Source organism: Luteimonas gilva (genome assembly GCF_005239095.1).
GTDB classification, from domain to species: Bacteria; Pseudomonadota; Gammaproteobacteria; order Xanthomonadales; family Xanthomonadaceae; genus Luteimonas_C; species Luteimonas_C gilva.
This window is the reverse complement of sequence record NZ_SZUA01000001.1, coordinates 1,476,378-1,497,291: the sequence shown is the minus strand read 5'-3', so window position 1 is coordinate 1,497,291 and position 20,914 is coordinate 1,476,378. Positions and strand designations below refer to the sequence as shown.

Annotated in this window: 19 protein-coding genes; 8 read left to right on the top strand and 11 right to left on the bottom strand. The window is 65.9% G+C overall.

Going from position 1 to position 20,914, the window contains the following annotated elements; genetic code table 11:
• Window positions 1–40 precede the first annotated feature (40 nt).
• Window positions 41–1,480, top strand: coding sequence for a MocR-like pyridoxine biosynthesis transcription factor PdxR (gene pdxR, locus FCE95_RS07140; RefSeq protein ID WP_137266239.1), 1,440 nt, complete (start codon window positions 41–43; stop codon window positions 1,478–1,480).
• Window positions 1,481–1,603: 123 nt separating this feature from the next.
• Here pdxR and FCE95_RS07135 read toward each other — a convergent pair whose 3' ends face one another.
• On the bottom strand, window positions 1,604–2,023 hold the full coding sequence (locus FCE95_RS07135; RefSeq protein ID WP_137266238.1) for a hypothetical protein: 420 nt from the start codon (window positions 2,021–2,023) through the stop codon (window positions 1,604–1,606).
• A gap of 91 nt (window positions 2,024–2,114) precedes the next feature.
• Between FCE95_RS07135 and sufT the strand changes: the two genes are divergently transcribed.
• From sufT to FCE95_RS07115, 4 genes are all read left to right on the top strand, one after another.
• Window positions 2,115–2,666, top strand: a complete 552-nt coding sequence (gene sufT / locus FCE95_RS07130) for a putative Fe-S cluster assembly protein SufT (RefSeq protein ID WP_137266237.1) — start codon at window positions 2,115–2,117, stop codon at window positions 2,664–2,666.
• A 709-nt stretch (window positions 2,667–3,375) separates the two neighbouring features.
• Window positions 3,376–5,193, top strand: a complete 1,818-nt coding sequence (locus FCE95_RS07125) for a M4 family metallopeptidase (RefSeq protein ID WP_137266236.1) — start codon at window positions 3,376–3,378, stop codon at window positions 5,191–5,193.
• Between the two features lie 195 nt (window positions 5,194–5,388).
• A complete protein-coding gene (locus tag FCE95_RS07120; protein WP_137266235.1) occupies window positions 5,389–7,284 on the top strand; it encodes a M20/M25/M40 family metallo-hydrolase in 1,896 nt (631 codons plus the stop codon).
• Window positions 7,285–7,978: 694 nt separating this feature from the next.
• The gene (locus FCE95_RS07115; RefSeq protein ID WP_223266805.1) at window positions 7,979–10,222 is read left to right on the top strand and encodes a M4 family metallopeptidase; all 2,244 of its coding nucleotides are present in this window, start codon (window positions 7,979–7,981) and stop codon (window positions 10,220–10,222) included.
• Window positions 10,223–10,374: 152 nt separating this feature from the next.
• Here FCE95_RS07115 and FCE95_RS07110 read toward each other — a convergent pair whose 3' ends face one another.
• The 4 genes from FCE95_RS07110 to wrbA all read right to left on the bottom strand — a co-directional run bounded on the left by FCE95_RS07110 (window position 10,375) and on the right by wrbA (window position 13,482).
• Window positions 10,375–11,934, bottom strand: coding sequence for a tetratricopeptide repeat-containing sulfotransferase family protein (locus tag FCE95_RS07110; protein WP_137266233.1), 1,560 nt, complete (start codon window positions 11,932–11,934; stop codon window positions 10,375–10,377).
• Between the two features lie 25 nt (window positions 11,935–11,959).
• Window positions 11,960–12,448, bottom strand: coding sequence for an asparaginase domain-containing protein (locus FCE95_RS07105; protein WP_137266232.1), 489 nt, complete (start codon window positions 12,446–12,448; stop codon window positions 11,960–11,962).
• Between the two features lie 99 nt (window positions 12,449–12,547).
• Window positions 12,548–12,892, bottom strand: a complete 345-nt coding sequence (locus tag FCE95_RS07100) for a DUF2069 domain-containing protein (protein ID WP_137266231.1) — start codon at window positions 12,890–12,892, stop codon at window positions 12,548–12,550.
• Entirely contained in the window at window positions 12,889–13,482 is a 594-nt protein-coding gene (gene wrbA / locus FCE95_RS07095; protein WP_137266230.1) for an NAD(P)H:quinone oxidoreductase, read from the bottom strand. The genes FCE95_RS07100 and wrbA overlap by 4 nt, the downstream gene beginning before the upstream one ends.
• 82 nt (window positions 13,483–13,564) lie before the next feature.
• Between wrbA and FCE95_RS07090 the strand changes: the two genes are divergently transcribed.
• The 3 genes from FCE95_RS07090 to yccX are packed head-to-tail and all read left to right on the top strand — an operon-like array spanning window position 13,565 to window position 15,611.
• Complete coding sequence (locus FCE95_RS07090) at window positions 13,565–14,839, top strand: YihY family inner membrane protein (protein WP_137266229.1); 1,275 nt, start codon at window positions 13,565–13,567, stop codon at window positions 14,837–14,839.
• Complete coding sequence (locus FCE95_RS07085; protein ID WP_137266228.1) at window positions 14,836–15,345, top strand: TlpA family protein disulfide reductase; 510 nt, start codon at window positions 14,836–14,838, stop codon at window positions 15,343–15,345. The genes FCE95_RS07090 and FCE95_RS07085 overlap by 4 nt, the downstream gene beginning before the upstream one ends.
• Window positions 15,345–15,611: an acylphosphatase gene (yccX, locus tag FCE95_RS07080; RefSeq protein WP_137266227.1), complete on the top strand. Its 267-nt coding sequence runs from the start codon at window positions 15,345–15,347 to the stop codon at window positions 15,609–15,611. The genes FCE95_RS07085 and yccX overlap by 1 nt, the downstream gene beginning before the upstream one ends.
• Before the next feature lie 119 nt (window positions 15,612–15,730).
• On the opposite strand, the gene ppk2 is transcribed toward yccX, so the two are convergent.
• The 6 genes from ppk2 to hemA form a co-directional block, all read right to left on the bottom strand.
• Entirely contained in the window at window positions 15,731–16,513 is a 783-nt protein-coding gene (gene ppk2 / locus FCE95_RS07075; RefSeq protein WP_137266226.1) for a polyphosphate kinase 2, read from the bottom strand.
• Window positions 16,514–16,531: 18 nt separating this feature from the next.
• A complete protein-coding gene (locus tag FCE95_RS07070) occupies window positions 16,532–16,861 on the bottom strand; it encodes a helix-turn-helix domain-containing protein (RefSeq protein WP_137266225.1) in 330 nt (109 codons plus the stop codon).
• A 2-nt stretch (window positions 16,862–16,863) separates the two neighbouring features.
• Complete coding sequence (gene moaB, locus FCE95_RS07065) at window positions 16,864–17,382, bottom strand: molybdenum cofactor biosynthesis protein B (protein WP_137266224.1); 519 nt, start codon at window positions 17,380–17,382, stop codon at window positions 16,864–16,866.
• 585 nt (window positions 17,383–17,967) lie between these two features.
• Window positions 17,968–18,414, bottom strand: coding sequence for a GNAT family N-acetyltransferase (locus FCE95_RS07060; protein WP_137266223.1), 447 nt, complete (start codon window positions 18,412–18,414; stop codon window positions 17,968–17,970).
• Entirely contained in the window at window positions 18,411–19,496 is a 1,086-nt protein-coding gene (prfA, locus tag FCE95_RS07055; protein WP_137266222.1) for a peptide chain release factor 1, read from the bottom strand. The genes FCE95_RS07060 and prfA overlap by 4 nt, the downstream gene beginning before the upstream one ends.
• Complete coding sequence (hemA, locus tag FCE95_RS07050) at window positions 19,474–20,760, bottom strand: glutamyl-tRNA reductase (protein ID WP_137266221.1); 1,287 nt, start codon at window positions 20,758–20,760, stop codon at window positions 19,474–19,476. The genes prfA and hemA overlap by 23 nt, the downstream gene beginning before the upstream one ends.
• Between the last annotated feature and the right edge of the window lie 154 nt (window positions 20,761–20,914).

Here is a 20,914-nt window from a genome sequence, read left to right as displayed (position 1 = left end):
TTCAGTGGCTTTGAATGGTGCCAATTTCCAGGAGCGCCCCATGTACCTCGAACTCGACGGCAGCGGACCCCTGCACGGACAGCTGACCCGTGCCCTCAAATCGGCGATGTTCGCAGGCACCGTCCATGTCGGCTCCCGGCTGCCGCCCACGCGCTTGCTGGCGCGTGAATTGGGCGTGTCGCGCAATACCGTGCTGGCGGCGTACGAACAATTGCGCGCCGAAGGCTTCGTCGACGGACGCGTCGGTTCGGGCAGCTACGTCACGCCGCCGTTGCAATCGACCGCGCCCGCGCCCGCGGCGTCCGGGCCGATCGAACCGCAATCGTCCTACGCCCGCCGCTCGCGCCAATTCCAGGACCAGGGCCGCTTCTTCCGTCCGCGGCCGGTGGAAGCGCGTTACGCCTTCCATTACGGCATGCCGTCGACCAATCCGATCCTGACCAACGCTTGGGCGCGCGAGTTGTCGCATGCCGCGTTGTACACGCCGCCGAACTATCCCACCGCGCAGGGTTCGCGCGCGTTGCGCGAAGCGGTGTGCGACTACTTGTCGCGGCGGCGCGGCGTGCAGGCGCTGCCGGAAGACGTGCTGATCGTCGGCGGCACCCAGCAGGCGATGACGCTGACCGCGCGCGTGCTGCTCGACGACGGCGATGCCGTCGCGATCGAAGACCCGCAGTATTCGGCGATCCGCGCCGTGCTGAAAGTGCACGGCGCGCAGCTGGCGCCGGTGCCGGTGGACGAGCAGGGCATGCGCATCGACGCGCTGCCGGTGAAGGCGCCCAAGTTGGTTTGCGTAACGCCGTCGCACCAATTCCCGATGGGTTCGGTGCTGTCGCTGTCGCGGCGTTTGGCCTTGCTCGATTACGCGCGCCGCCAGCGCTGCTGGATCTTCGAGGACGACTACGACGGCGAATTCCGCTACGACGCCAAACCGCTGGCGGCGCTGCGCTCGCTGGACGAGGACGGCCGGGTCATCTACATCGGCACGTTCTCCAAGGCCTTGTTCCCGGCCCTGCGCCTGGGCTATCTGGTGATGCCGCCGCAGCTGCGCGGCGATTTCGTCTCCGCGAAATGGCTGGACGATTTCGGCGCGCCGACGGTGGAACAGGCGGCGCTGGCCAACTTCATGGCCAACGGCGGCTTCGAGCGCCATTTGCGCCGCACCGCCAAGACGCTGAAGGAACGGCGGCAAGTCCTGCTCGACGGCCTGCGCCGGCTGGCGGGCGATCGGATCGACATCGCCGATTCGCACGCCGGCATGCATCTGGTGGTCTGGCTGAAGGGCAGAACGCGCGAGGAAGGCGAGGCTTTCATCGCCCACGCCCGCACCCGCGAGTTGGGCCTGGCGCCGATTTCTCAGTACTACATCGATCCGCCGGACCGCGCGGGCTTGCTGCTCGGCTATGCGTCGATGTCGGTGGCGGAAATCGAACAGGCGCTGGTGGCGTTCGGACGGTGCTTGGACGAGATGCCGGCGTAGACCAGGGAAACCTCGCCGCGAATCCGTAGAGTCGAGCCTGCTCGACTGCTCTTTCTCAAGCCGCCGCACAGCGGGCCGAAGCCGCAAAAGCAGTCGAGCAGGCTCGACTCTACGAAAAGCGGGCTATCGTCCTAGCCAAGCCGCCAGCGCGAGCGCTGCGCCCGCGCAAAGCCATTCGACGGCGCCGTTGGCCAATTGCGCCAGCGTCCAGGCATAGCGCGGTCCCAGCTTCAGCAACGATTCCCAAGGCAGCAGGCCCATGACGGTGCCGATCTGCCCGGCGGCGATGCCCCAATTGGCCAGCGCGACGATCGTCAGGGTCGCCGCGACCGCCCACGCGGCCCGCGCCGCGCCGCGCGGCAAGCCGCCCAAGCGGACCAGCACGACGGCGTCCAGCGCGCCCAGCAGGGCCATCCAGCCGAGCTGGCGGTCGGTGTACAGCGCGGCCAGCACCCACAATGCGGCGAAACCGGCGCAGCCCAGGGCCAACAACAAGACGGACAGCCACAGACCGGGCCGGGTTTTCGGAAAGGACTGATCCATCGGCGCTCCGCAAGGGTCGCCTAGGATAGCGGGCGGGCGGCGTTAGAATGCGCGGCCTTGCGCCGGGCGCCGACGCCCGCATCTTTCGAGCATGTATTCCCGCCATAGCGAACCGGTCCGATTCGAACGCGATTGCGACGCCGTCCTGGTGCCGCAGGGCGAAACCGTGCGCCTGCCTGCGGGCAGCATCGGCTACATCACCCAGGCCCTGGGCGGCAGCTATACCGTCTTCGTCGAGGGCAATCTGTTCCGCATCGCCGGCCGCGACGCCGACGCGATCGGCAAGGAACCCGACGAGCCGCTGCAATTGCCCGAAGGCGCCAGCGACGACGACGTCGAAACCTTGGTTTGGAAGCAGTTGCGCACCTGTTTCGATCCGGAAATACCGATCAACGTCGTGGACCTGGGCCTGGTGTACGAAGCGCAGGTGCATCGCCGCGACGACGGCCAGCGCGAAGTCGGGATCAAGATGACCCTCACCGCGCCCGGTTGCGGCATGGGCGAGATCCTGGTCGACGACGTGCGCAGTAAGCTCGAACTGATTCCCACCGTCGCCGAAGCGGACGTCGAGCTGGTGTTCGATCCGCCCTGGAACCGCAACATGATGTCGGAAGCCGCGCGCTTGGAAACCGGCATGCTGTAGCCGCGCTGCGGGGCGCTTCTCTGCGATGCTCACACAACGCGCCGCCGCGCGTGCGCATGGCCGGTTGCGGCGTTTTTTTTCGCAGAGCTCGAAGCTGCATACCCTAGCGAACGGTTGCATCTGAAATCGTTTACGTGATCGATCCGTGAACTCGATCACATCGCAAGCCTCTATTCAGCCCAGAGTTATGCTGCACCTGCAGCGTGAAAACCCCTGGAAGTGTCCGATATGGTCACATTTCGGACGCATTGCGTCAGGCGTCCGAATTCACCGGGCCTAGCGAAGACGACGACCCGGTTTTGCCGTTTAGCGCGGCTTTTTTATGTTTCGGGGGTGTCGCCATGTCGGACCAGTACTTGCATCGCCTGCGCTCGCCAGCGTTAGCGATCGCCACCGCGCGCGCGATTCCGCGCACGCATCCCACCCGCCCCCGGCCACCGCACATCCAGGACGGAACAAGCAGCTAAGGAAAGGGGCACCGGCATCCGCACGGACGTCGGATTGGATCGCAAGCCGGCTTACGGTCCGCAGGGGGTTGATAGATTTCGATGCGCGGCATCGTCGCATCGTGGCAGTTGGATTTGCCGGGAAAAAAGCAGTCGCGTTCGCGCGATCCCATTTTTTCCAAACTCGTAGGGACACAGACATGAGGAATTCGAAGAAAGCTTTGGGACTTATCGCGGTCTCGCCCTTGGCGTTGGCGCTTTCCATGGCCTCCGCCGCCGAACGGGTGGACTTGCACGGCAAGGATGTCGCCCAGCTCAATCGTCAGTACCAGGCCGCCACGGCCGGCTTGGCCGCACCGGCCAACGCGCGCGACCGCCACGCCGAACTCATCGGCTTGGAACAGGATTCGGGCCTGAACCTGCTGCGTTCGAAGAAAGAAAGCGACGGCTCCACGATCTATCGCTACGAGCAGACCTTCCGCGGCGTGCCCGTGTTCGGCGAGCACGTCATCGTGCGCGAAGACAAGAACGGCGCGGTGACCCGCCTGTTCGGCCGCTCGGTCAACGGCCTGGCTTCCGAGATTCCGGCATCGCTTGCCCGCATTCCCGCGACGCAAGCGATGACCATCGCCAAACGCGCCACGCTGGGCACCGGCCTGGTCGGCAAGACCGTCGAAAACGAAAGCAACCGGCAGATGATCTACGTCGGCAACGACGGCCGCGCCCGCATGGCGTATGTCATCAACTTCTTCGCCGACGCGCCCAAGGGCGGCGCGCCGACCCGTCCGTTCGTGATCGTCGACGCCCAGAACGGCGCGATCCTGGACAAGTGGGAAGGCCTGGCCCATGCCTTGATCGGCACCGGCCCCGGGGGCAACCAGAAGACCGGCCAGTACGAGTACGGCACCAACTTCGGTTATCTGGACGTGGCGCAGAGCGGCAGCACCTGCACCATGAACAACGCCAACGTGAAGACGGTGAACCTCAACGGCGGCACCAGCGGCAGCACCGCGTTCTCCTACACCTGTCCGCGCAACACCGTGAAGACCATCAACGGCGCCTATTCGCCGCTGAACGACGCCCATTATTTCGGCGGCGTGGTCTTCAACATGTTCAACGCCTACGTCGGCGCGCCGCCGCTGACCTTCCAGCTGATGATGCGCGTGCACTACAGCACCAATTACGAGAACGCGTTCTGGAACGGCACGTCGATGACCTTCGGCGACGGCGCCAACACCTTCTATCCGCTGGTCAGCCTGGACGTGGGTTCGCACGAAGTCGCGCACGGCTTCACCGAGCAGAACTCGAACCTGACCTATTCCGGCCAGTCGGGCGGCATCAACGAAGCGTTCTCGGACATGGCCGGCGAGGCCGCCGAGTACTACAACGAAGGCAGCAACGACTTCCTGGTCGGCGCGGACATCTTCAAGGCCGCGGGCCAGGCGCTGCGCTACATGAGCAATCCGCCGCAGGACGGCGCGTCGATCGACAACGCCTCGCAGTACTATAACGGCCTGGACGTGCACTACTCGTCGGGCGTGTACAACAAGGCGTTCTGGAAGCTGGCCACGACCGCGGGCTGGAACACGCAGAAAGCGTTCAAGGCCTTCGCCAAGGCCAACCAGGACTACTGGACGGCCAGCACCAACTTCAATCAGGGCGCGTGCGGCGTGGAATCGGCGGCCGTGGACTTGGGCTACACCAAGGCCGACGTCACCGCCGCCTTCAGCCTGGTCGGCGTGAGCTGCGCCGGCGGTCCGGGCGGCGGCGTGGTGGTGTTGAACGTCAATCTGCCGACCGTGACCACGGGCAATTGGTCGACGCAGTACACCGTCAGCATCCCGGCCGGCACGACCTCGCTGGTCGTCAACACGTCCGGCGGCACCGGCGACGCCGATCTGTACGTCCGCAAGAACGCGGCGCCGACGACGACGAGCTACACCTGCCGTCCGTATACCAGCGGCAACGCCGAGACCTGCACCTTCACCAACCCGACGGCGGGCAGCACGTACTACATCCGCGTGCGCGCCTACTCGACGTTCTCGGGCGTGAACCTGAAGGCGACTCGTTCGCCGAACTGAGCGAGCCTCACAGGGATGTGACGAGGATGGCGGCCGTCGCGACGGCGGCCGCCATCCGCTTTCCCCGCGTGCCTGCAAGCGCGGGCGTTCGGCAGGGCGCACGGATCGGGCCGGAACGTTCCGGCCCGGTCCGTGCGGCCATTTTCTTATGCGAACAGCATCCGGGCGGCGCCCGGACACGAAGGAGCGTTTCCGATGAATCCGCACCGCACCGTATTCGCCGGCCTGCTGTCGGCGGGCCTGATCTCGGCGGGACTGTCGCCCGGCACCGTCCACGCGCAGCCGGCCGTCGCCCGCGACGCGCACGAAATCGCCGACGCCGCCAAGTTCGAACAACAACCGTTCGCGCCGGTCTACATCGTCACTTCGCGCGACACCTTCATCAACACGCTGCAGCCGATCGCGCGCGAAGGCGTCGCCCGCCGCGACAGCATCGGCGCCGATCTGGTCGTTTCGGAAATCAAGGCGCACCAGCTGCCGCAAGTCGCCGAGCGCATCCATGCCCGCGAAAAGCGTTGCGGCGGCTATTTCGCCTTCGCCACGCGTGCCGAGGCCGACGCCTTCGTACGCAACGACCGCACCGCGCAAGCCGCGCGGCTGGCCGCGCTGGTCGACTACACCATCGACAACCACGCCACCGTCGATCCCTGGCTGCCGCAGGTGCAGGCTTCGAACATCCTGTCCACCATCCAGCACCTGTCGACCGCCTATCCCAACCGCTACTACAGCAGCACCCACGGCCAGACTTCGGCCAACTGGATCCGCGACACCTGGGCCGCGCTGGGCAGCGGCCGCAGCGACGTGAGCACCGAGCTGTTCTCGTGCGGCAATTGCTCGACCCAGCCCTCGGTGATCCTCACCATCCAGGGCACCGACCTGCCCAACGAGATCGTCGTGCTCGGCGCGCACTTGGATTCGATCAACGTCAGCGGCGGCGGCCAGAACATGGCCGCGCCGGGCGCGGACGACGACGCTTCGGGCATCGCCACCCTCACCGAAGTGCTGCGCGTGGCCATGGCCAGCGGCTGGAAGCCCAAGCGCACGGTGAAGTTCATGGGCTACGCGGCCGAGGAAGTCGGCTTGCGCGGGTCGGCCGCCATCGCCCAATCGTTCCAGAGCCAGGGCAAGAACGTGGTCGGCGTGCTGCAGCTGGACATGACCAACTACAAGTCGGGCAACGGCGTCGACATGCAGCTGATCACCGACTATTCGAACGCTTCGATGAAGACGTTCCTGACTAATTTGTTCGACGCCTATCTGGCGCCGCTCGGCTTGACCCGCGGCAGCTACACCTGCGGCTACGGTTGCTCGGACCATGCGTCCTGGACCAGCGCCGGTTTCCCGTCGGCGATGATGTTCGAAGCCGGCGACGCGTCCGGCGAATACTTCCCCTACATCCACAGCGCCAACGACACGCTGCAGAACATGGGCAATTCGGCCGCGAACAGCGCCAAGTTCGCCAAGCTGGGTTTGGCCTTCCTGGGCGAACTCGGCAAGACTTCCGGCGGCGGCCCCGGTCCGGGCAACACGCCGCCGATCGCGAACTTCACCGCCGCGGTCAGCGGCTTGAACGTGCAGTTCACCGATACGTCCACCGACAGCGACGGCAGCGTCGTTTCGCGCAGTTGGAACTTCGGCGACGGCGGCAGTTCGACATCGGCCAATCCCAGCCACGCTTACGCCGCGGCCGGAACGTACAGCGTCGGCTTGACGGTGACCGACGACGACGGCGCCAGCCACACCAAGACGCAATCGGTGACGGTGGGCAGCGGCGGCGACGCGGTAGTGTTGAATGTTGCGTTGCCGACGGTGACCAGCGGCAATTGGTCGTCGACCTACACCGTCAGCATTCCGGCCGGAACGACCAAGCTGGTGGTGAGCACCTCCGGCGGCACGGGCGATGCCGATCTGTACGTCCGCAAGGGCGCGGCGCCGACCAGCACCAGCTACACCTGCCGGCCTTACACCAGCGGCAACGCCGAAACCTGCACCATCAACGCCCCGACGGCAGGCAGCACGTACTACATCCGCGTGCGCGCTTACTCGACGTTCTCGGGCGTCAACTTGAAGGCCGTTCGTTCGCCGAACTGAACCGGTGGCGGAGGATGGCGGCTGCCGCAACGGCCGCCATCCCGACTTCTGAAGGGGGCGCGGCTCTTCGCGCAGCGCGATGAGACGTTCGCATGTCGCGCACCGGGTCACAATGCATTTGCAAACAAGGTGTTAGCGCATCGTTAAAGCTTGCGTCACTTACTTTCGACATGATAGAAATGTGATGCAGTTCACACTTTTAAGCTTGTTTTGCTGCGCTTGCAGCGTGAACCTGTCCTGAAGTGTCGTTTATTGTCACTTTCGGACAGGGAAGTCCACCTGTTGCAGAACTGCCGGAAGCCGCGTTCGGGTTTCGGGCAGCCGGATCGAATCGGGGATGTGGATGTCTGAACGCTCGCACCATGCGCACTTCCGGCATGCGGCCGCCTACCGTGCATCGGCACGGGCGACGGTCGCGGCTACATGCCCCTGATTGACCCAAACGCCGCGGACGCATGTCCGCGGCGTTTTCATTTGTTCTGTCGGAGCGTCAGCAAAAAGGAGCGATAACGGAGACTGTTCGGACCGCTAGCCGGCTTTGCGGTCCACAGGGGGTTGATGTGATTGATCGGGCGCGCCGCATTTGCGGCGGCTCCGTTGGCTATTTTTTCGCCGGGAAAACGAAGTCGCGCGAGCGACCCAGAATTTCCAATCTTGCAGGGACACACACATCATGAGGCACACAAGGCAACGTTTGACCCTTATCGCTCTGTCTCCGTTGGCGCTCGCGCTTTCGGTCGCGTCCGCGCAGGCCGCCAATCGCGTCGACCTCCGTGGCGCCGATCTGGCCCGGCTCAACAGCCAATACCAATCGGCCAGCCGCGGCTTGGCCGCGCCGGCGAACGCGCGCGACCGCCACGCCGAATTGATCGGCTTGGATTCGGATTCCGGTTTGAGCCTGCTGCGCTCCAACAAGGACGGCGACGGCTCCATCGTGTACCGCTATCAGCAAACCTTCCGCGGCGTGCCGGTGTTCGGCGAGCACGTGATCGTGCGCGAAGGCAAGGACGGCAAGGCCAATCGCCTGTTCGGCAAGATGGTCAACGGCCTGGCCAGCGAAATTCCGGCCACCGCCGCCAAAATCCCGACCACGCAGGCGCTGGCGATCGCCAAGCGCGCGCGGTTGGGCAGCGGCTTGACCACCAAGATCGTGCAGCGCGAAAACGTGCAGCAGCAGATCTACGTCGACAAGGACGGCCGCGCGCGCTTGAGCTATCTGGTGAGCTTCTTCGCCGATCAGCCCAAGGGCGGCGCTCCGACGCGTCCGTACGTGATCGTCGACGCCCAGAGCGGCGCGATCCTGCAGCAGTGGGAAGGCCTGACCACGGCCGAAATCGGCACCGGCCCCGGTGGCAACGAGAAGACCGGCCAGTACGAATACGGCACCGACTTCGGCTTCAACGACGTCACCGTGGACGGCGCCAACTGCGTCATGGACAACGCCACCGTCCGCACGATCAACCTCAACCACGACGACACCTATCCGGTGCCGACCGGCCAGGACGCTTTCGTCTACACCTGCCCGCGCAACACGTTCCAGGCGATCAACGGCGCTTATTCGCCGGCCAACGACGCGCATTATTTCGGCAAGGTCGTGTTCGACACGTACAACGCCTATGTCGGCGCGCCGCCGCTGACCCAGAAGCTGGAAATGCGCGTGCACTACGGCACGTCGTACGAGAACGCGTTCTGGGACGGCGTGGGCATGACCTTCGGCGACGGCGCCAGCACGTTCTATCCGCTGGTCAGCCTGGACGTTTCGGCGCACGAAGTCTCGCACGGCTTCACCGAGCAGAATTCGGGCCTGATCTACGCCGGCCAGTCGGGCGGCATCAACGAAGCGTATTCGGACATCGCCGGCGAGGCGGCCGAATACTTCTTCAAGGGCGGCACGAACGACTTCCTGGTCGGCGCGGACATCTTCAAGGCCGCCGGCGAAGCGCTGCGCTACATGGAAGATCCGACGCTGGACGGCATCTCCATCGGCAGCGCCGACGACTACTACGACGGCTTGAACGTCCACTATTCCTCGGGCGTGTACAACCGCGCGTTCTTCATCCTGGCCAACACTGCCGGCTGGAACACCGAAAAAGCCTTCAAGGCCTTCGCCAAGGCCAATCAGGATTACTGGACGCCGAGCACCGACTTCTACGACGGCGCTTGCGGCGTGGAATCGGCGGCCGAAGACCTGGGCTACGCCAAGGCCGACGTCACCGCCGCGTTCGCAGCGGTCGATTCGGAATGCGGCGGCGGTCCCGAGCCGCCGACGGTGGATCCGCTGACCAAGGGCGTGCCGGTCACCGGGCTGTCGTCGAGCACGGGCCAGTCGCTGTACTACTCGCTGGACGTTCCGGCGGGCGCCAGCAACCTGACCTTCACCATGTCCGGCGGCACCGGCGATGCGGACATGTACATGAAGTTCGGCGAGATCCCGACCGACGTGGTGTGGGACTGCCGCCCGTACAAGTCGGGCAACGCCGAAGTCTGCACCGTCGCCGCGCCGGCGGCCGGCACGTACTACGTGCGCTTGAAGGCCTACGCCGCGTTCACGGGCGTCAGCCTGGTCGGCGACTACACGACCTCGGGCGGCGGCGGCACCCAGACCTACACCAACGATACGGACGTGACGATCGTCGACAACGCGACCGTCGCCAGCCCGATCACGGTGTCGGGCCGCAGCGGCCGCGCCAAGAACGACGCGCAGGTGTCGGTCAACATCGTCCACACCTATCGCGGCGACCTGCGCGTGGATCTGGTGTCCCCGGACGGCAGCGTCTACAACCTGCACAACCGGACCGGCGGCAGCGCCGACAACCTGATCCAGACGTACACCAAGAACCTGTCCAGCGAAAAGCTGAACGGCACTTGGAAGCTGCGCGTCAACGACAACGCCAGCGGCGATACCGGCTATATCAACAGCTGGAGCATCACGTTCTAAGCGTTGCCGCAACCGCTCCAAGAAAAACCCCGGCTTCGGCCGGGGTTTTTTTTGCCGCGGTTTGTCTTTGCAGAGCGGGGGTTGCTCCGCTGCCTTGCTTTTCTCCTTCCCCTTGAAGGGAGGGCTTTGAAAGCAGCGGAGCAAGCTCCGCTCTACAAAGAAAAAGCGGACAGGGCCGTGCGCAGAGGGTCGAGCAGGGCGCCGTAGCGCGCGGCGCGGGCGGTGTCGCCGCGCAACGGTTGCCGCACCTGGGAGGCGCTGGGGGTGCGCACGCTGCGCTCGCCGCGATGGAATTCCAAACAGGCCGGATCGAAGGGCAGGCCGCAGAAATCGAGCAGCTCGCGGATCTGGCCTTCCGGATCGGCCAACAGCGCTTCGTACGACTGCGCGCGGAGGCGTCGCGGATCCGCGGCGCGCCAGTGCGCGAGCGCGCGGCCGCAATCGTGCGCGTAGCTGGCCAAGTCGCCGAAGTCGCAGGCGAAATGCGGCAACCGGTAGAACTGCTGTTTGTAGCAGGACCAGGCCGTCTCGAGCGGATCGCGCCGTGTTTCGACGATCTTCGCGCCCGGCAGCATCGCGCGCAGCGCGCCCGCGTACAGCCAGTTCTCCGGCATCTTGTCGGTGAAGCGCGGCCGCTTTTCGCGCCAGCGCGCGGTGCGCTGCAGATAGTCGCGGCCCAGGCGCTGCCAATCTTGCGCGGTGGCCAGCGGCGCCCATTTCGGGAACGTGGTGCCGCGCCGCGCCGATTCGTCGCGGAACACGTCGGCCAAGTCGGGAAGTTCGCTCGCGCCCTCCACTCGCGGGTGCGCGGCGAGGATCTGTTCGAACAAAGTGGAACCCGAGCGGGGCAAGCCGACGATCAGGATCGCTTCTTTTCCCAAACTCGGATCGAGCGGTTCGGGCAAGGCCGAGGTCGCCGCGATCGCCGCATCGGCGAAAGCCCGGAACGCGGCCGCATTCCACGGCGCCATGCGATTCAGGCGGGCGTTGGCGTCGCTGAGCGCGGCGAAGGCCTCCGGATAGCGCGCTTGGTCTTCGCACACTTTGCCTAGCGCGTAGCCCATCGCGATGCGGTCGGTTTCGCCGGTGTCCGCGCGGCGGAGTTGCGCAGAAAGCCGTTCGCGGTCCGCATCCGTCAGCGGCCGCGTCTTGATATTGGCCAGCCCGCGCCAGGCGTCGCCGGAAGCGGGGTGGATGTCCAGCGCGGCGCGATAAGCCGCCTCTGCTTCGTCGAAACGGCCGGCGTGCACTCGTGCATCGCCCAACAGGATGTGCGCCGGCAGGAATTGCGGCGCCAAGGCGACGCCGCGTTGCAGCGCGTCGATCGCCGCCGCGGTGGCGCCTTCCAGTTGCAAGTTGCGGCCCAGGTTGTACCAGGGCATCGGCTCCTGCGGCGCGAGTTCGGTGGCGCGTCGCCATGTCGCGAAAGCCGCATCGCGTTCGCCGGCGCTGCGCAAGGCGCTGCCGAGATCGTTGAGCGCTTGCGGATCGTCGGGGCGCAGCGCCAGCGATTTCTCGAGCATGGCGCGCGCTTCGGCATGGCGGCCCAGGCGGCCGTACAGGATGCCGTACAAGCGCAGCGCTTCGGGATGGTCCGGCGTTTCGGCCAGGATGCCGTTCAACAAGGCTTGGGCTTGAGGCGCCGCGCCGTCGCGGATCGCGCGCGCCGCCGCGTGCATGCGCGGGACGGCATCGGCCGGTAGGCCGGCCATGCGCGGATCGGCGGCGATACCGGAGTTAATTATTCGCCTCGAAGCGATTGGCCGCGACGTTCTTGCGCACCTTCGCCGGATCCCAGATGCGGCCGTTCATGGCGATGTACACGCCGGGCGGCAGCGATTGCACCGCGCCGACCGCGGTGCCGATGTTGAATTCCGCGTCCGAGCCGCGGAAGCGCGCCGGATTCAGCGCGCCGGTCAGCACGATGGTCTTGTCGGGAATGCTCGCCAGCACTTTCGCGGTTTCGACCATGCTGTCGGTGCCGTGGGTGACCAGCACATGGCGCGCGGGCTGCGCGGCGATGGCGGCGCGGATCAGTTCGCGGTCGTCGCTATTGATGTGCAGCGAATCCTTGCGGATGATCGGAATCACTTCGAAGCGGAACGCCACGCCCAATTCCTGCAGAATGCGGCCGATCTGCGGCTCGCCGACCTGGTAGTCCGACTTGTCGTCGAAATAGACCTTGTCGATGGTACCGCCGGTGGTGACGACGAGAAGCTGTTCCATGCGCATTCCTGTGGGTTTCGCGGCATCGGATCGCTGGGTCCGCGGCCCCGATATGATACGGCCCGGCGCGCGATCCGCGGAATTACGATCGGCCGCGCGTCATCCGCCGGATCGTTTGCGCCCGCCGAATCGGGCGCGCAGCCCCGCCTGGCTGGCCAGCGTCACGACGGCCAGCGATAGCGCGATCTCGATCCAGGCCAAGCTGCGTTCGGACGGGCTGGACCAAGCGATCATCACGCCGTGCGAAAACCAAAACAGGGCGAGCAAGCCCGCCCAGAACGCGGCGCGGGCGGCGCCGGCGCGCAGGGTGCCGAACGCGAGCAGCAGCGGCGGCAAGCCGAATACGCAGGCCGCGACCGTTTCGCCGCCGCGCAGGAACCAGAACGCGTACAGTGCCGACAGCGCCAGCAATGCGAGCGCGAGCAGCGGCTTGGCGGGCTTCATGCGGACAACTTCGCCGCGACCGCGGCCAGCCGCTTGCCCAGCGCGCGCGCCAGTTGCGCTTCTTCTTCGCTCAATTCCGGATCGTCGCGGGTGCCGGAAACGTGGCTGGCGCCGTAGGGCGTACCGCCGCTGCGGGTGCTGGTGAGCGCGGGTTCGGTATAAGGGATGCCGACCAGCACGCAGCCGTGGTGCAGCAACGGAGTCATCATCGACAGCAGCGTCGATTCCTGACCGCCGTGCATGGTCGACGTGGAAGTGAACACCGCGGCCGGCTTGCCGACCAAGGTGCCGCTGGCCCATTCCGCGCCGAGCGAATCGAAGAAATGCTTCATCGGCGCGGCCATGTTGCCGAAGCGGGTGGGGCTGCCGATCGCCAAGCCGACGCACTCGGCCAGGTCGCGCTTGTCGACGTAGGGCGCGCCGTCGGCCGGCACCGGCGGCGATGCGGTTTCGGTGGTCGGCGCGACCGGCGGCACGCTGCGCACGCGCGCGGCCATGCCGTCCACTTCGCCGATGCCGCGGGCGATATGGCGCGCCAGCCGGGCCACGGAGCCGCCGCGGCTGTAGTACAGCACCAGGATGTCGGCCATGCGGTCCTGCATCGTTCGGGAGTGCCGATAGTTTGGCAGGGATCGGGCCGTGGCGGGCCGGGTCTTTGCTACTCTGCCGCCCATGGAGCCGCTGGATTCCTGGAACCGTTGGAGCGACCGCGTGCGCGATCGCGCACGCGCCGGCACGTTTTTCCGCTTCCTGTGGCGGCGCTTCCTGGACGACCGGCTGTTCGAGGCAGCCGGTTCGCTGTCCTATACCACGGTATTCGCGCTGGTGCCGCTGGCCACGGTGGTGTTCAGCGCGCTGTCCGCGTTCCCGGTGTTCGGCGAATGGCGCGACAAGCTCAGCGATTACGTGTTCTCCAACTTCGTGCCGACCTCGGCGCGCGCGGTGCAAGCCTATATCAAGCAGTTCACCGATAGCGCGGGCCAGCTGACCACGATCGGGGTGATCGCTTTGGTGGTGTCGCTGCTGATCACGCTGATCAGCGTGGAGACCACGTTCAACCGGATCTGGCGGGTGGAGACCGCGCGGCCGAAGTTCGGCCGCTTCCTGGTGTACTGGACCGTGCTCACGCTGGGCGCCTTGATCTCTACCGCCAGCTTGGCTTTGTCGGTGCGGTTCTTCGCGTTGGCGATCTTCGAGACCGAAGCGGGACGCTGGTTCGAAGACTTGATGATCCGGCTGACGCCGATCCTGATCGAATTGGCCGCGTTCGCCGCGATCTACCGGGTGGTGCCGCACCGCACGGTCAAATGGCGCCATGCGGTCGCCGGCGCCTTGTTCGCGGTGTTCGCGTTCGAACTGGTGAAGGCCGGCTTGGGCCTGTTCCTGGGCGCGTTCAACTCCTATCAGAAGCTGTACGGCGCGGTCGCGTTCGCGCCGATCTTCTTGTTGTGGATCTATCTGAGTTGGGTATCGGTGCTGCTCGGCGCGTCGTTGGCTTCGTCGATCTCCGCGTTCCGCTACCAGCCGGCTTCGATGCGCTTGCCGCAGGGCTACGAGCTGTACGGCATGCTGCGCATGCTCGGCCGTTTCGACGAATACCGCGCCCGCGGCCGCGGCTTGCACAGCGACGAGATCCAGCAATTAGAGCCGATGCTGACCGATTCGCTGGTGCAGCACATGCTGGCGCAACTGTGCGAGATCGGCTTGGTGAGCCGCGCCGAAACCGGCGAATGGCTGCTGGCGCGCGACCTGGATGCGCTGACCCTCGCCGAACTCTACGAAGCTTGCCATCTGCGCATTCCGATCGCCGAAGCGCATTTGCCGTGCCGCGACGACGCGCTCGGCAAGGCCGCGATCGGCGCCCTGGACGAACTCCGCATCCCCTTGCGCGAGCTGCTCAAGCATCGCGTGGGCGATATCTACTCGACTACGAAGGAAAGCGCATGACCGCGCGCAAATGGCTGTTCCTGCCCCTGGCGCTGCTGCTGGCCGCCTGCAACAAGCCCGCCGACGACGCCGCCAAGCCGAAAGGCCCGGTGCCGGCGTTGAAGATCGCCACCATCGACGGCAAGGCCTACGACCTGGCCGCGCATCGCGGCAAATGGGTCGTGGTCAATTTCTGGGCGACCTGGTGCGCGCCGTGCTTGAAGGAGATGCCGGAATTGTCGGCCTTGGACGCGATGCGCGAGCACATCGAAGTGCTGGGCCTGGCCTACGAGGAGATCGAACCGAACGAGATGCAGGCCTTCTTGAAGGAGCATCCGGTCGTCTATCCGATCGCCATCGTCGACGTGTACAACCCGCCCAAGAGTTTCGAAACACCGCGCGGGTTGCCGATGACCTATTTGCTCGCGCCGGACGGCACCGTCGCAAAACGTTTCCTAGGACCGGTGACCGCGAAGGAAGTGGAATCGGCCATCGCCGCGGCGGGCGGGCCGAAAGCGGACGCGTGATGGCCGCTGCGCGATTCCTGGTGGCCGGGAAAGTGCAGGGCGTGTTCTTCCGCGCTTCCGCCCGCGAACAGGCATTGCGCTTGGGCTTGCGCGGGTACGCCAAGAACCTGGGCGACGGGCGCGTCGAAGTGCTGGCGATCGGCGAGGCGGAGCGGATCGATGCGATGGCGCGCTGGTTGGAGCGGGGGCCGCCGATGGCGCGGGTCGATCGGGTCGAGCGCGGCGAATCCTCCGACGAAGCCGCAGCCGGATTCGAAATCCGCTGATCATCGTTTGTGTAGGAGCGGCTTTAGCCGCGAGTTTTTTCCTTCAAATCGCGACAACACCGCGATTTCTGAGAAAAAGCTCGCGGCTAAAGCCGCTCCTACGAAAAGCGAATGCGCGCTCAGTCTTTGGGATGGAAGACCGGAATCGGCTGCAACACGCCGTAGCGTTCCTTGTGCGGCTTGCCGGTCAATTTCGGCAATCTGAGCTTGGCGTCGGGGATGTGCGTGTCCGGCAGCCGATCCAGCAAATCGCGTATCAAGGTCAAGCGCCCGAGCCGCTGGTCGTTGAAATCGACCAAGGTCCACGGCGCGTAATCGGTATGGGTGGCCTTGAGCATCGCTTCGCGCGCCTTGGTGTAGTCGGCGTACTTCTTCCGCGCTTCGAGGTCGATCGGCGACAGCTTCCATCGCTTGAGCGGATCCTGCGAACGTTCGGCGAAGCGTTTTTCCTGCTCGGCCTGGTCGCAGCACAGCCAGTACTTGAACAGCAGGATGCCGTCGTCGGCGAGTTGTTTCTCGAAGGCGGGCGCTTGGCTCAGGAAGGCTTTGACTTGGGCGCCGTCGGCGAAACCCATCACTTGCTCGACGCCGGCGCGGTTGTACCAGCTGCGGTCGAACAGCGCGACTTCGCCCGCGGCCGGCAATTGCGCGGCGTAGCGCTGGAAATACCATTGCCCGGCTTCGCGCTCGGTCGGTTTGGGCAGCGCGACGACGCGGCATTGGCGCGGATTCAGATGCTCGCGGATCGCATCGATGGCGCCGCCTTTGCCGGCGGTGTCGCGGCCTTCGAACAGCACGACCAGGCGCTTGCCGGCGGCGGCGATCCAGCGCGCCATCGCCGCCAGTTCGACCTGCATCGGCTCCAGCAATTCCTCGTAGTCCTTGCGCTTGAGTTTTTTCATCGTCGGATCCGTATCGGATTAGCGCTTGCGGGTTCCGGTCATCGAACGCGCCACTTCCAACAGCGCGCCCTGCTGTTTGGTGTTGAGCTTGCGGTAAGCGGCGAGCAAATCGTGCTCGCCCTTGGTGCGGGCGGGATCGAGCGTGCTGGCCAGCTCGGCCAGCAGCGCGCCGGCGGGCACGCCGAACATCCGTGCCAGAGCGTCGAGCTGGTCCTTGCCCGGCAGTTTTTCGCCGCGCAGCCAGGCCGACACGGTCGCCGCGCCGGCGCGCGGGATCGCGGTGGCGATGTCGGTGGCGCTGAATCCGCGCGCCTTGGCCAGCAAGCGCAACGTGGTATCGATCGACATCATCACTCCTTCAGCCGCGGCTTGAGCGTGGCGAGATTGCAGGGTTTGGTGCGCGCGTCCAACTGCGCGCGGACGATCTTTTCCCACGCCGTGCGGCAAGCCGAAGTCGAGCCCGGCAGGCAGAACACGAAGGTCGAATTGGCCAGCCCGGCGAAGGCGCGCGATTGCAGCGACGAGGTGCCGATCTCCTCGAAAGAGATCGCGCGGAACAATTCGCCGAAACCGGGCATCTCTTTATCCAGCAAGGGCAGCAGCGCTTCGGGCGTGGAATCGCGGCCGGTGAAGCCGGTGCCGCCGGTGACCAGCACGCCGTCGATGGCCGGATCGGCGATCCATTGCGATACGGCCGCGCGCAGCCGGTATCGGTCGTCGGGAAGCAGGGCGCGACCGGCGAGGCGGTGCCCCTCCGCTTCGAGCGCGGACACCAGATAGTCGCCGGACGCGTCGTTCTCGATCGTGCGCGAATCCGACACGGTCAGCACGCATAGGTTCAGGGCGATGGGGCGGTCGGCGGCGGTCATGGGGCAAGCGTAACGCAAGAAGGCTACGGCTACGAACGGCCGAGCCACGTCGTTCGCCGCTGGTGTGCTTAACGTGGCCAGTAACCGCGCACGCACACTTCTGGGCCGCCAGCGACCATGCAGCGAAGCGACGTCAAGTCACCGGCCAGCCATCGGACTTCGGGCCGAGACCGAGAGTCGGCATGCTGTCCAGCCGCAACGCCCGGCGGATCGAGAATTGCGACGATACGCACCGCCGTTGAATTTAGGCGCTTTCTTTGGTTACTTTTTATGCCAGTAAAGAAAGTGACTCGGGCGAAAGCCCGGAAGCCTTTGTCCATGCGATGAGTCGCATCCCAATCGGCCAGTTCATTGGATGGTCTGAATCCCAGCTTGCGCCGGGATGACGAGCAAGAGCAACGGCGAAGTCACTGGATTACGCGCCGCTCCTGCGGCGCGCCCTTCGGGCCATCGGCTTCGCCGATGTTCGCTCCGGCATCCTGCCTCCGCAGTCCAGCCTTCGCGGGAATGACGGCTTGAAGCGAGAGCGGGAGCGAATGGCTCCAGGTTGCGCTGTAATGACGAGATTGAAGAAGCTGGCGGAGCTTAGAGAAGGCTCAACGAATACCACTGCGTCTGGTCTTCGTTCCATCCCGCGTTTCGGTACAGCGCGCGCGCCGGCGCGTTGTCGCGGGTGGTTTCCAGCACGATGCTGCGCGCGCCGTCGTCGCGGGCGAATGCCGCCGCCGCATCGAGCAAGGCGCGGGCCACGCCGCCGCGGCGCGCGTCCGCGTCCACGTACAGATCGTTGAGGATCCACGTGCGCGCCGTGCCGACCGACGAGAACATCGGATACAGCTGGACGAAGCCCACGGCGGCGCCGTCGCGTTCGGCCACCAGTACGACCGATTCGCCGGCGTCCATCCGCGCCCGCAACCAGTCGCGGGCGCGGGGCAGATCGGAAGGCTGGCCGTAGAAGCCGCGGTAGGCGTCGAACAACGGCGCGACGGCTTCGATGTCCTGCAAAGCGGCGCGTCGGGTGCGAAGGGTCATGCGGCCTCGGTCATGCGGGCGAGTTCGTCGGCTTGGTGCTCGCGGCTCAATCGTTCGATGAGCGCATCGAGATCGCCTTCGAGCACGTTCGGCAGATCGTACAACGTCAAGCCTTCGACGCGATGGTCGGTGATGCGGCCCTGAGGATAGTTGTAGGTGCGGATGCGCTGGCTGCGGTCGCCGCTTCCGACCTGCAATTTACGGTCTTTAGCTTGCGCGGCTTCGCGTTTGGCGATCTCGGTTTCGACCAAAGTGGCCCTCAGTCTTTTCATCGCTTTGTCGCGATTGGCATGCTGCGAGCGTTCGGTTTGGCTTTCCACGACCACGCCGCTGGGCACGTGGGTGATGCGGATCGCCGATTCGGTCTTGTTGACGTGCTGGCCGCCCGCGCCGGAGGAGCGGAAGGTGTCGACCTTCAGATCGGCGGGATTGATCTCGACGTCGATGTCGCTGGTTTCTTCGGCGATGATCGCCACCGTCGCCGCCGAGGTGTGGATGCGGCCCTGCGATTCGGTTTCCGGCACGCGCTGCACGCGATGCGTGCCGGATTCGAACTTCAGCTTCGAATACGCGCCGCGGCCTTCGACCCGGGCGATGATTTCCTTGTAGCCGCCGCGCTCGCCCGGACTGGCCGATTCGACTTCCACCTTCCAGCCTTGCCGTTCGGCGTACCGCGTGTACATGCGGAACAAGTCGCCGGCGAAGATCGCCGCTTCGTCGCCGCCGGTGCCGGCGCGCACTTCCAAATACAGGCCGCCGTCGTCGCGTGCGTCCTTGGGCACCAGGTGCGACATCAACTCTTCGTCGAGCGCGATCAAGCGTTCGTTGGCCGCGGCGATTTCCTCTTCGGCCAATTCGCGCATTTCCGGATCGGCGCGCATCGCTTCGGCAGCCGCGAGGTCGCGCCGCGCCTGTGCTTCGCGCGCCAGCGCGGCGGAAACGGGTTCCAGCTGCGAGAATTCGCGCGAATAGCTTCGGAAACGGTCGGCGTCGGCGATCGTGGCCGGATCGGACAGCAGCCGTTCCAACTCTTCGCGCCGTTCGGCCAGGGCCTCGAGCTTACGGCGCAGGTTCGCTTGCATCTTCTTCCGGGTCGCGTTCCGTCAGCGCAGGAAACAATTTGTCGGCTGCGCGCGCGAGTTCGGCGTCGCCGGCCAGCGCCGCTTCGCGCAAGGCCACGGTCGGCGCGTGCAGCAAGCGGTTGGTCAAGGTGTGCGCCAGCAGGTCGAGCACTTCGTTCGGGTCGACGCCTGCGGCCAATTCGCGGCGCGCCTTGGCCAGCGCTTCGGCGCGGGCGCTGTCGCCGTGCGCGCGCAGGCGCTTGAGCGGCGCGTGGCGGGTGCTGGCGATCACGCCTTCCATGAAGCGCGCCGCTTGCAGGTCGACGATCGCTTCGGCTTCGGCTGCGGCTTCGCGGCGGCTGCGCCGGTTGTCTTCGACCGCGCGCTCCAGATCGTCGACGGTGTAGAGGAAGGCGTCCTTCAGCTGCGCCACGTCGGCGTCGATGTCGCGCGGCACGGCCAGGTCGAGCAGCAGCATCGGCCGGTGCCGGCGCGAAGCCAGGGCGCTGCGCACCTGTTCGGTCTTCACCACCGTTTCGCGGCTCGCGGTGGCCGACAGCACCAGGTCGGCTTCGGCCAAGTGGCGGTCCAATTCGGCCAGCGGCAAGGCGACGCCGCCATGGCGCGAGGCGATGTCTTGGGCGTGGGCCAAGGTGCGGTTGGCGATCAACAAGCGCTTGACCTTGCCTTCGCTCAAATGGCGCGCGGCCAATTCGATGGTTTCGCCGGCGCCGATCAGCAGGGCGGTCGACTCGTCCAGCCGCGCGAACGCGTTCTGCGCCAGCCGCACCGCGGCCGAGGCGACCGACACCGGATGGGCGCCGATGCGGGTGTCGGTGCGCGCGCGCTTGGCGGTGGCGAAGGCTTGCTGGAACAAACGGTCCAGTCCGCTGCCGAGCGTTCCCGCGGCGCGCGCCGCCGCCCAGGATTCCTTCACTTGGCCCAGGATCTGCGGTTCGCCCAGCACCAGGGAATCCAATCCGCTGGCGACGCGGAACAGGTGCCGCACCGCGTCCAGATCGCGATGGCCGTAGAGATACGCGTGCAGATCCAGGCCGCCGTCGGGATGGCTCGCCAGCCAGTCGCGCACGCCGGCGCCGTCGTCGTCGACCACGGCATAGAGTTCGGTGCGGTTGCAGGTGGAGAGCAGCGCCACTTCGCGGACCTCGGGCAAGGCGTGCAGGGACGCTAGCGCGGCGGGCAGGGCGGCGGCGTCGAAAGCGACCCGCTCGCGCAGGCTGACCGGCGCGGTCTGATGGTTCAGTCCCAAGGCGTACAACGGCATATTCAGCGGCTTGCGATTAAGCTAGCTATTCACTACCCAGCCGCCATTTTACCGGCCCGGTCGCCCGATGCTCGCTTTCTCCCGTTTTTCCCTTCATACGGCCCCCGGAAAACGCCCACTGGCCTGGGTCTTGGCGCTGTCGCTGGCCTTCGGC

Coding starts and splice junctions, on each gene's coding strand:
- pdxR (WP_137266239.1), top strand. CDS start 41: ATGTACCTCGAACTCGACGGCAGCGGACCCCTGCACGGACAGCTGACC.
- ppk2 (WP_137266226.1), bottom strand. CDS start 16,513: ATGAAAAAACTCAAGCGCAAGGACTACGAGGAATTGCTGGAGCCGATG.
- FCE95_RS07090 (WP_137266229.1), top strand. CDS start 13,565: ATGGAGCCGCTGGATTCCTGGAACCGTTGGAGCGACCGCGTGCGCGAT.
- FCE95_RS07100 (WP_137266231.1), bottom strand. CDS start 12,892: ATGAAGCCCGCCAAGCCGCTGCTCGCGCTCGCATTGCTGGCGCTGTCG.
- FCE95_RS07070 (WP_137266225.1), bottom strand. CDS start 16,861: ATGTCGATCGATACCACGTTGCGCTTGCTGGCCAAGGCGCGCGGATTC.
- FCE95_RS07110 (WP_137266233.1), bottom strand. CDS start 11,934: ATGGCCGGCCTACCGGCCGATGCCGTCCCGCGCATGCACGCGGCGGCG.
- wrbA (WP_137266230.1), bottom strand. CDS start 13,482: ATGGCCGACATCCTGGTGCTGTACTACAGCCGCGGCGGCTCCGTGGCC.
- hemA (WP_137266221.1), bottom strand. CDS start 20,760: ATGCCGTTGTACGCCTTGGGACTGAACCATCAGACCGCGCCGGTCAGC.
- prfA (WP_137266222.1), bottom strand. CDS start 19,496: ATGCAAGCGAACCTGCGCCGTAAGCTCGAGGCCCTGGCCGAACGGCGC.
- yccX (WP_137266227.1), top strand. CDS start 15,345: ATGGCCGCTGCGCGATTCCTGGTGGCCGGGAAAGTGCAGGGCGTGTTC.
- FCE95_RS07060 (WP_137266223.1), bottom strand. CDS start 18,414: ATGACCCTTCGCACCCGACGCGCCGCTTTGCAGGACATCGAAGCCGTC.
- moaB (WP_137266224.1), bottom strand. CDS start 17,382: ATGACCGCCGCCGACCGCCCCATCGCCCTGAACCTATGCGTGCTGACC.
- FCE95_RS07085 (WP_137266228.1), top strand. CDS start 14,836: ATGACCGCGCGCAAATGGCTGTTCCTGCCCCTGGCGCTGCTGCTGGCC.
- sufT (WP_137266237.1), top strand. CDS start 2,115: ATGTATTCCCGCCATAGCGAACCGGTCCGATTCGAACGCGATTGCGAC.
- FCE95_RS07125 (WP_137266236.1), top strand. CDS start 3,376: ATGGCCTCCGCCGCCGAACGGGTGGACTTGCACGGCAAGGATGTCGCC.
- FCE95_RS07135 (WP_137266238.1), bottom strand. CDS start 2,023: ATGGATCAGTCCTTTCCGAAAACCCGGCCCGGTCTGTGGCTGTCCGTC.
- FCE95_RS07120 (WP_137266235.1), top strand. CDS start 5,389: ATGAATCCGCACCGCACCGTATTCGCCGGCCTGCTGTCGGCGGGCCTG.
- FCE95_RS07105 (WP_137266232.1), bottom strand. CDS start 12,448: ATGGAACAGCTTCTCGTCGTCACCACCGGCGGTACCATCGACAAGGTC.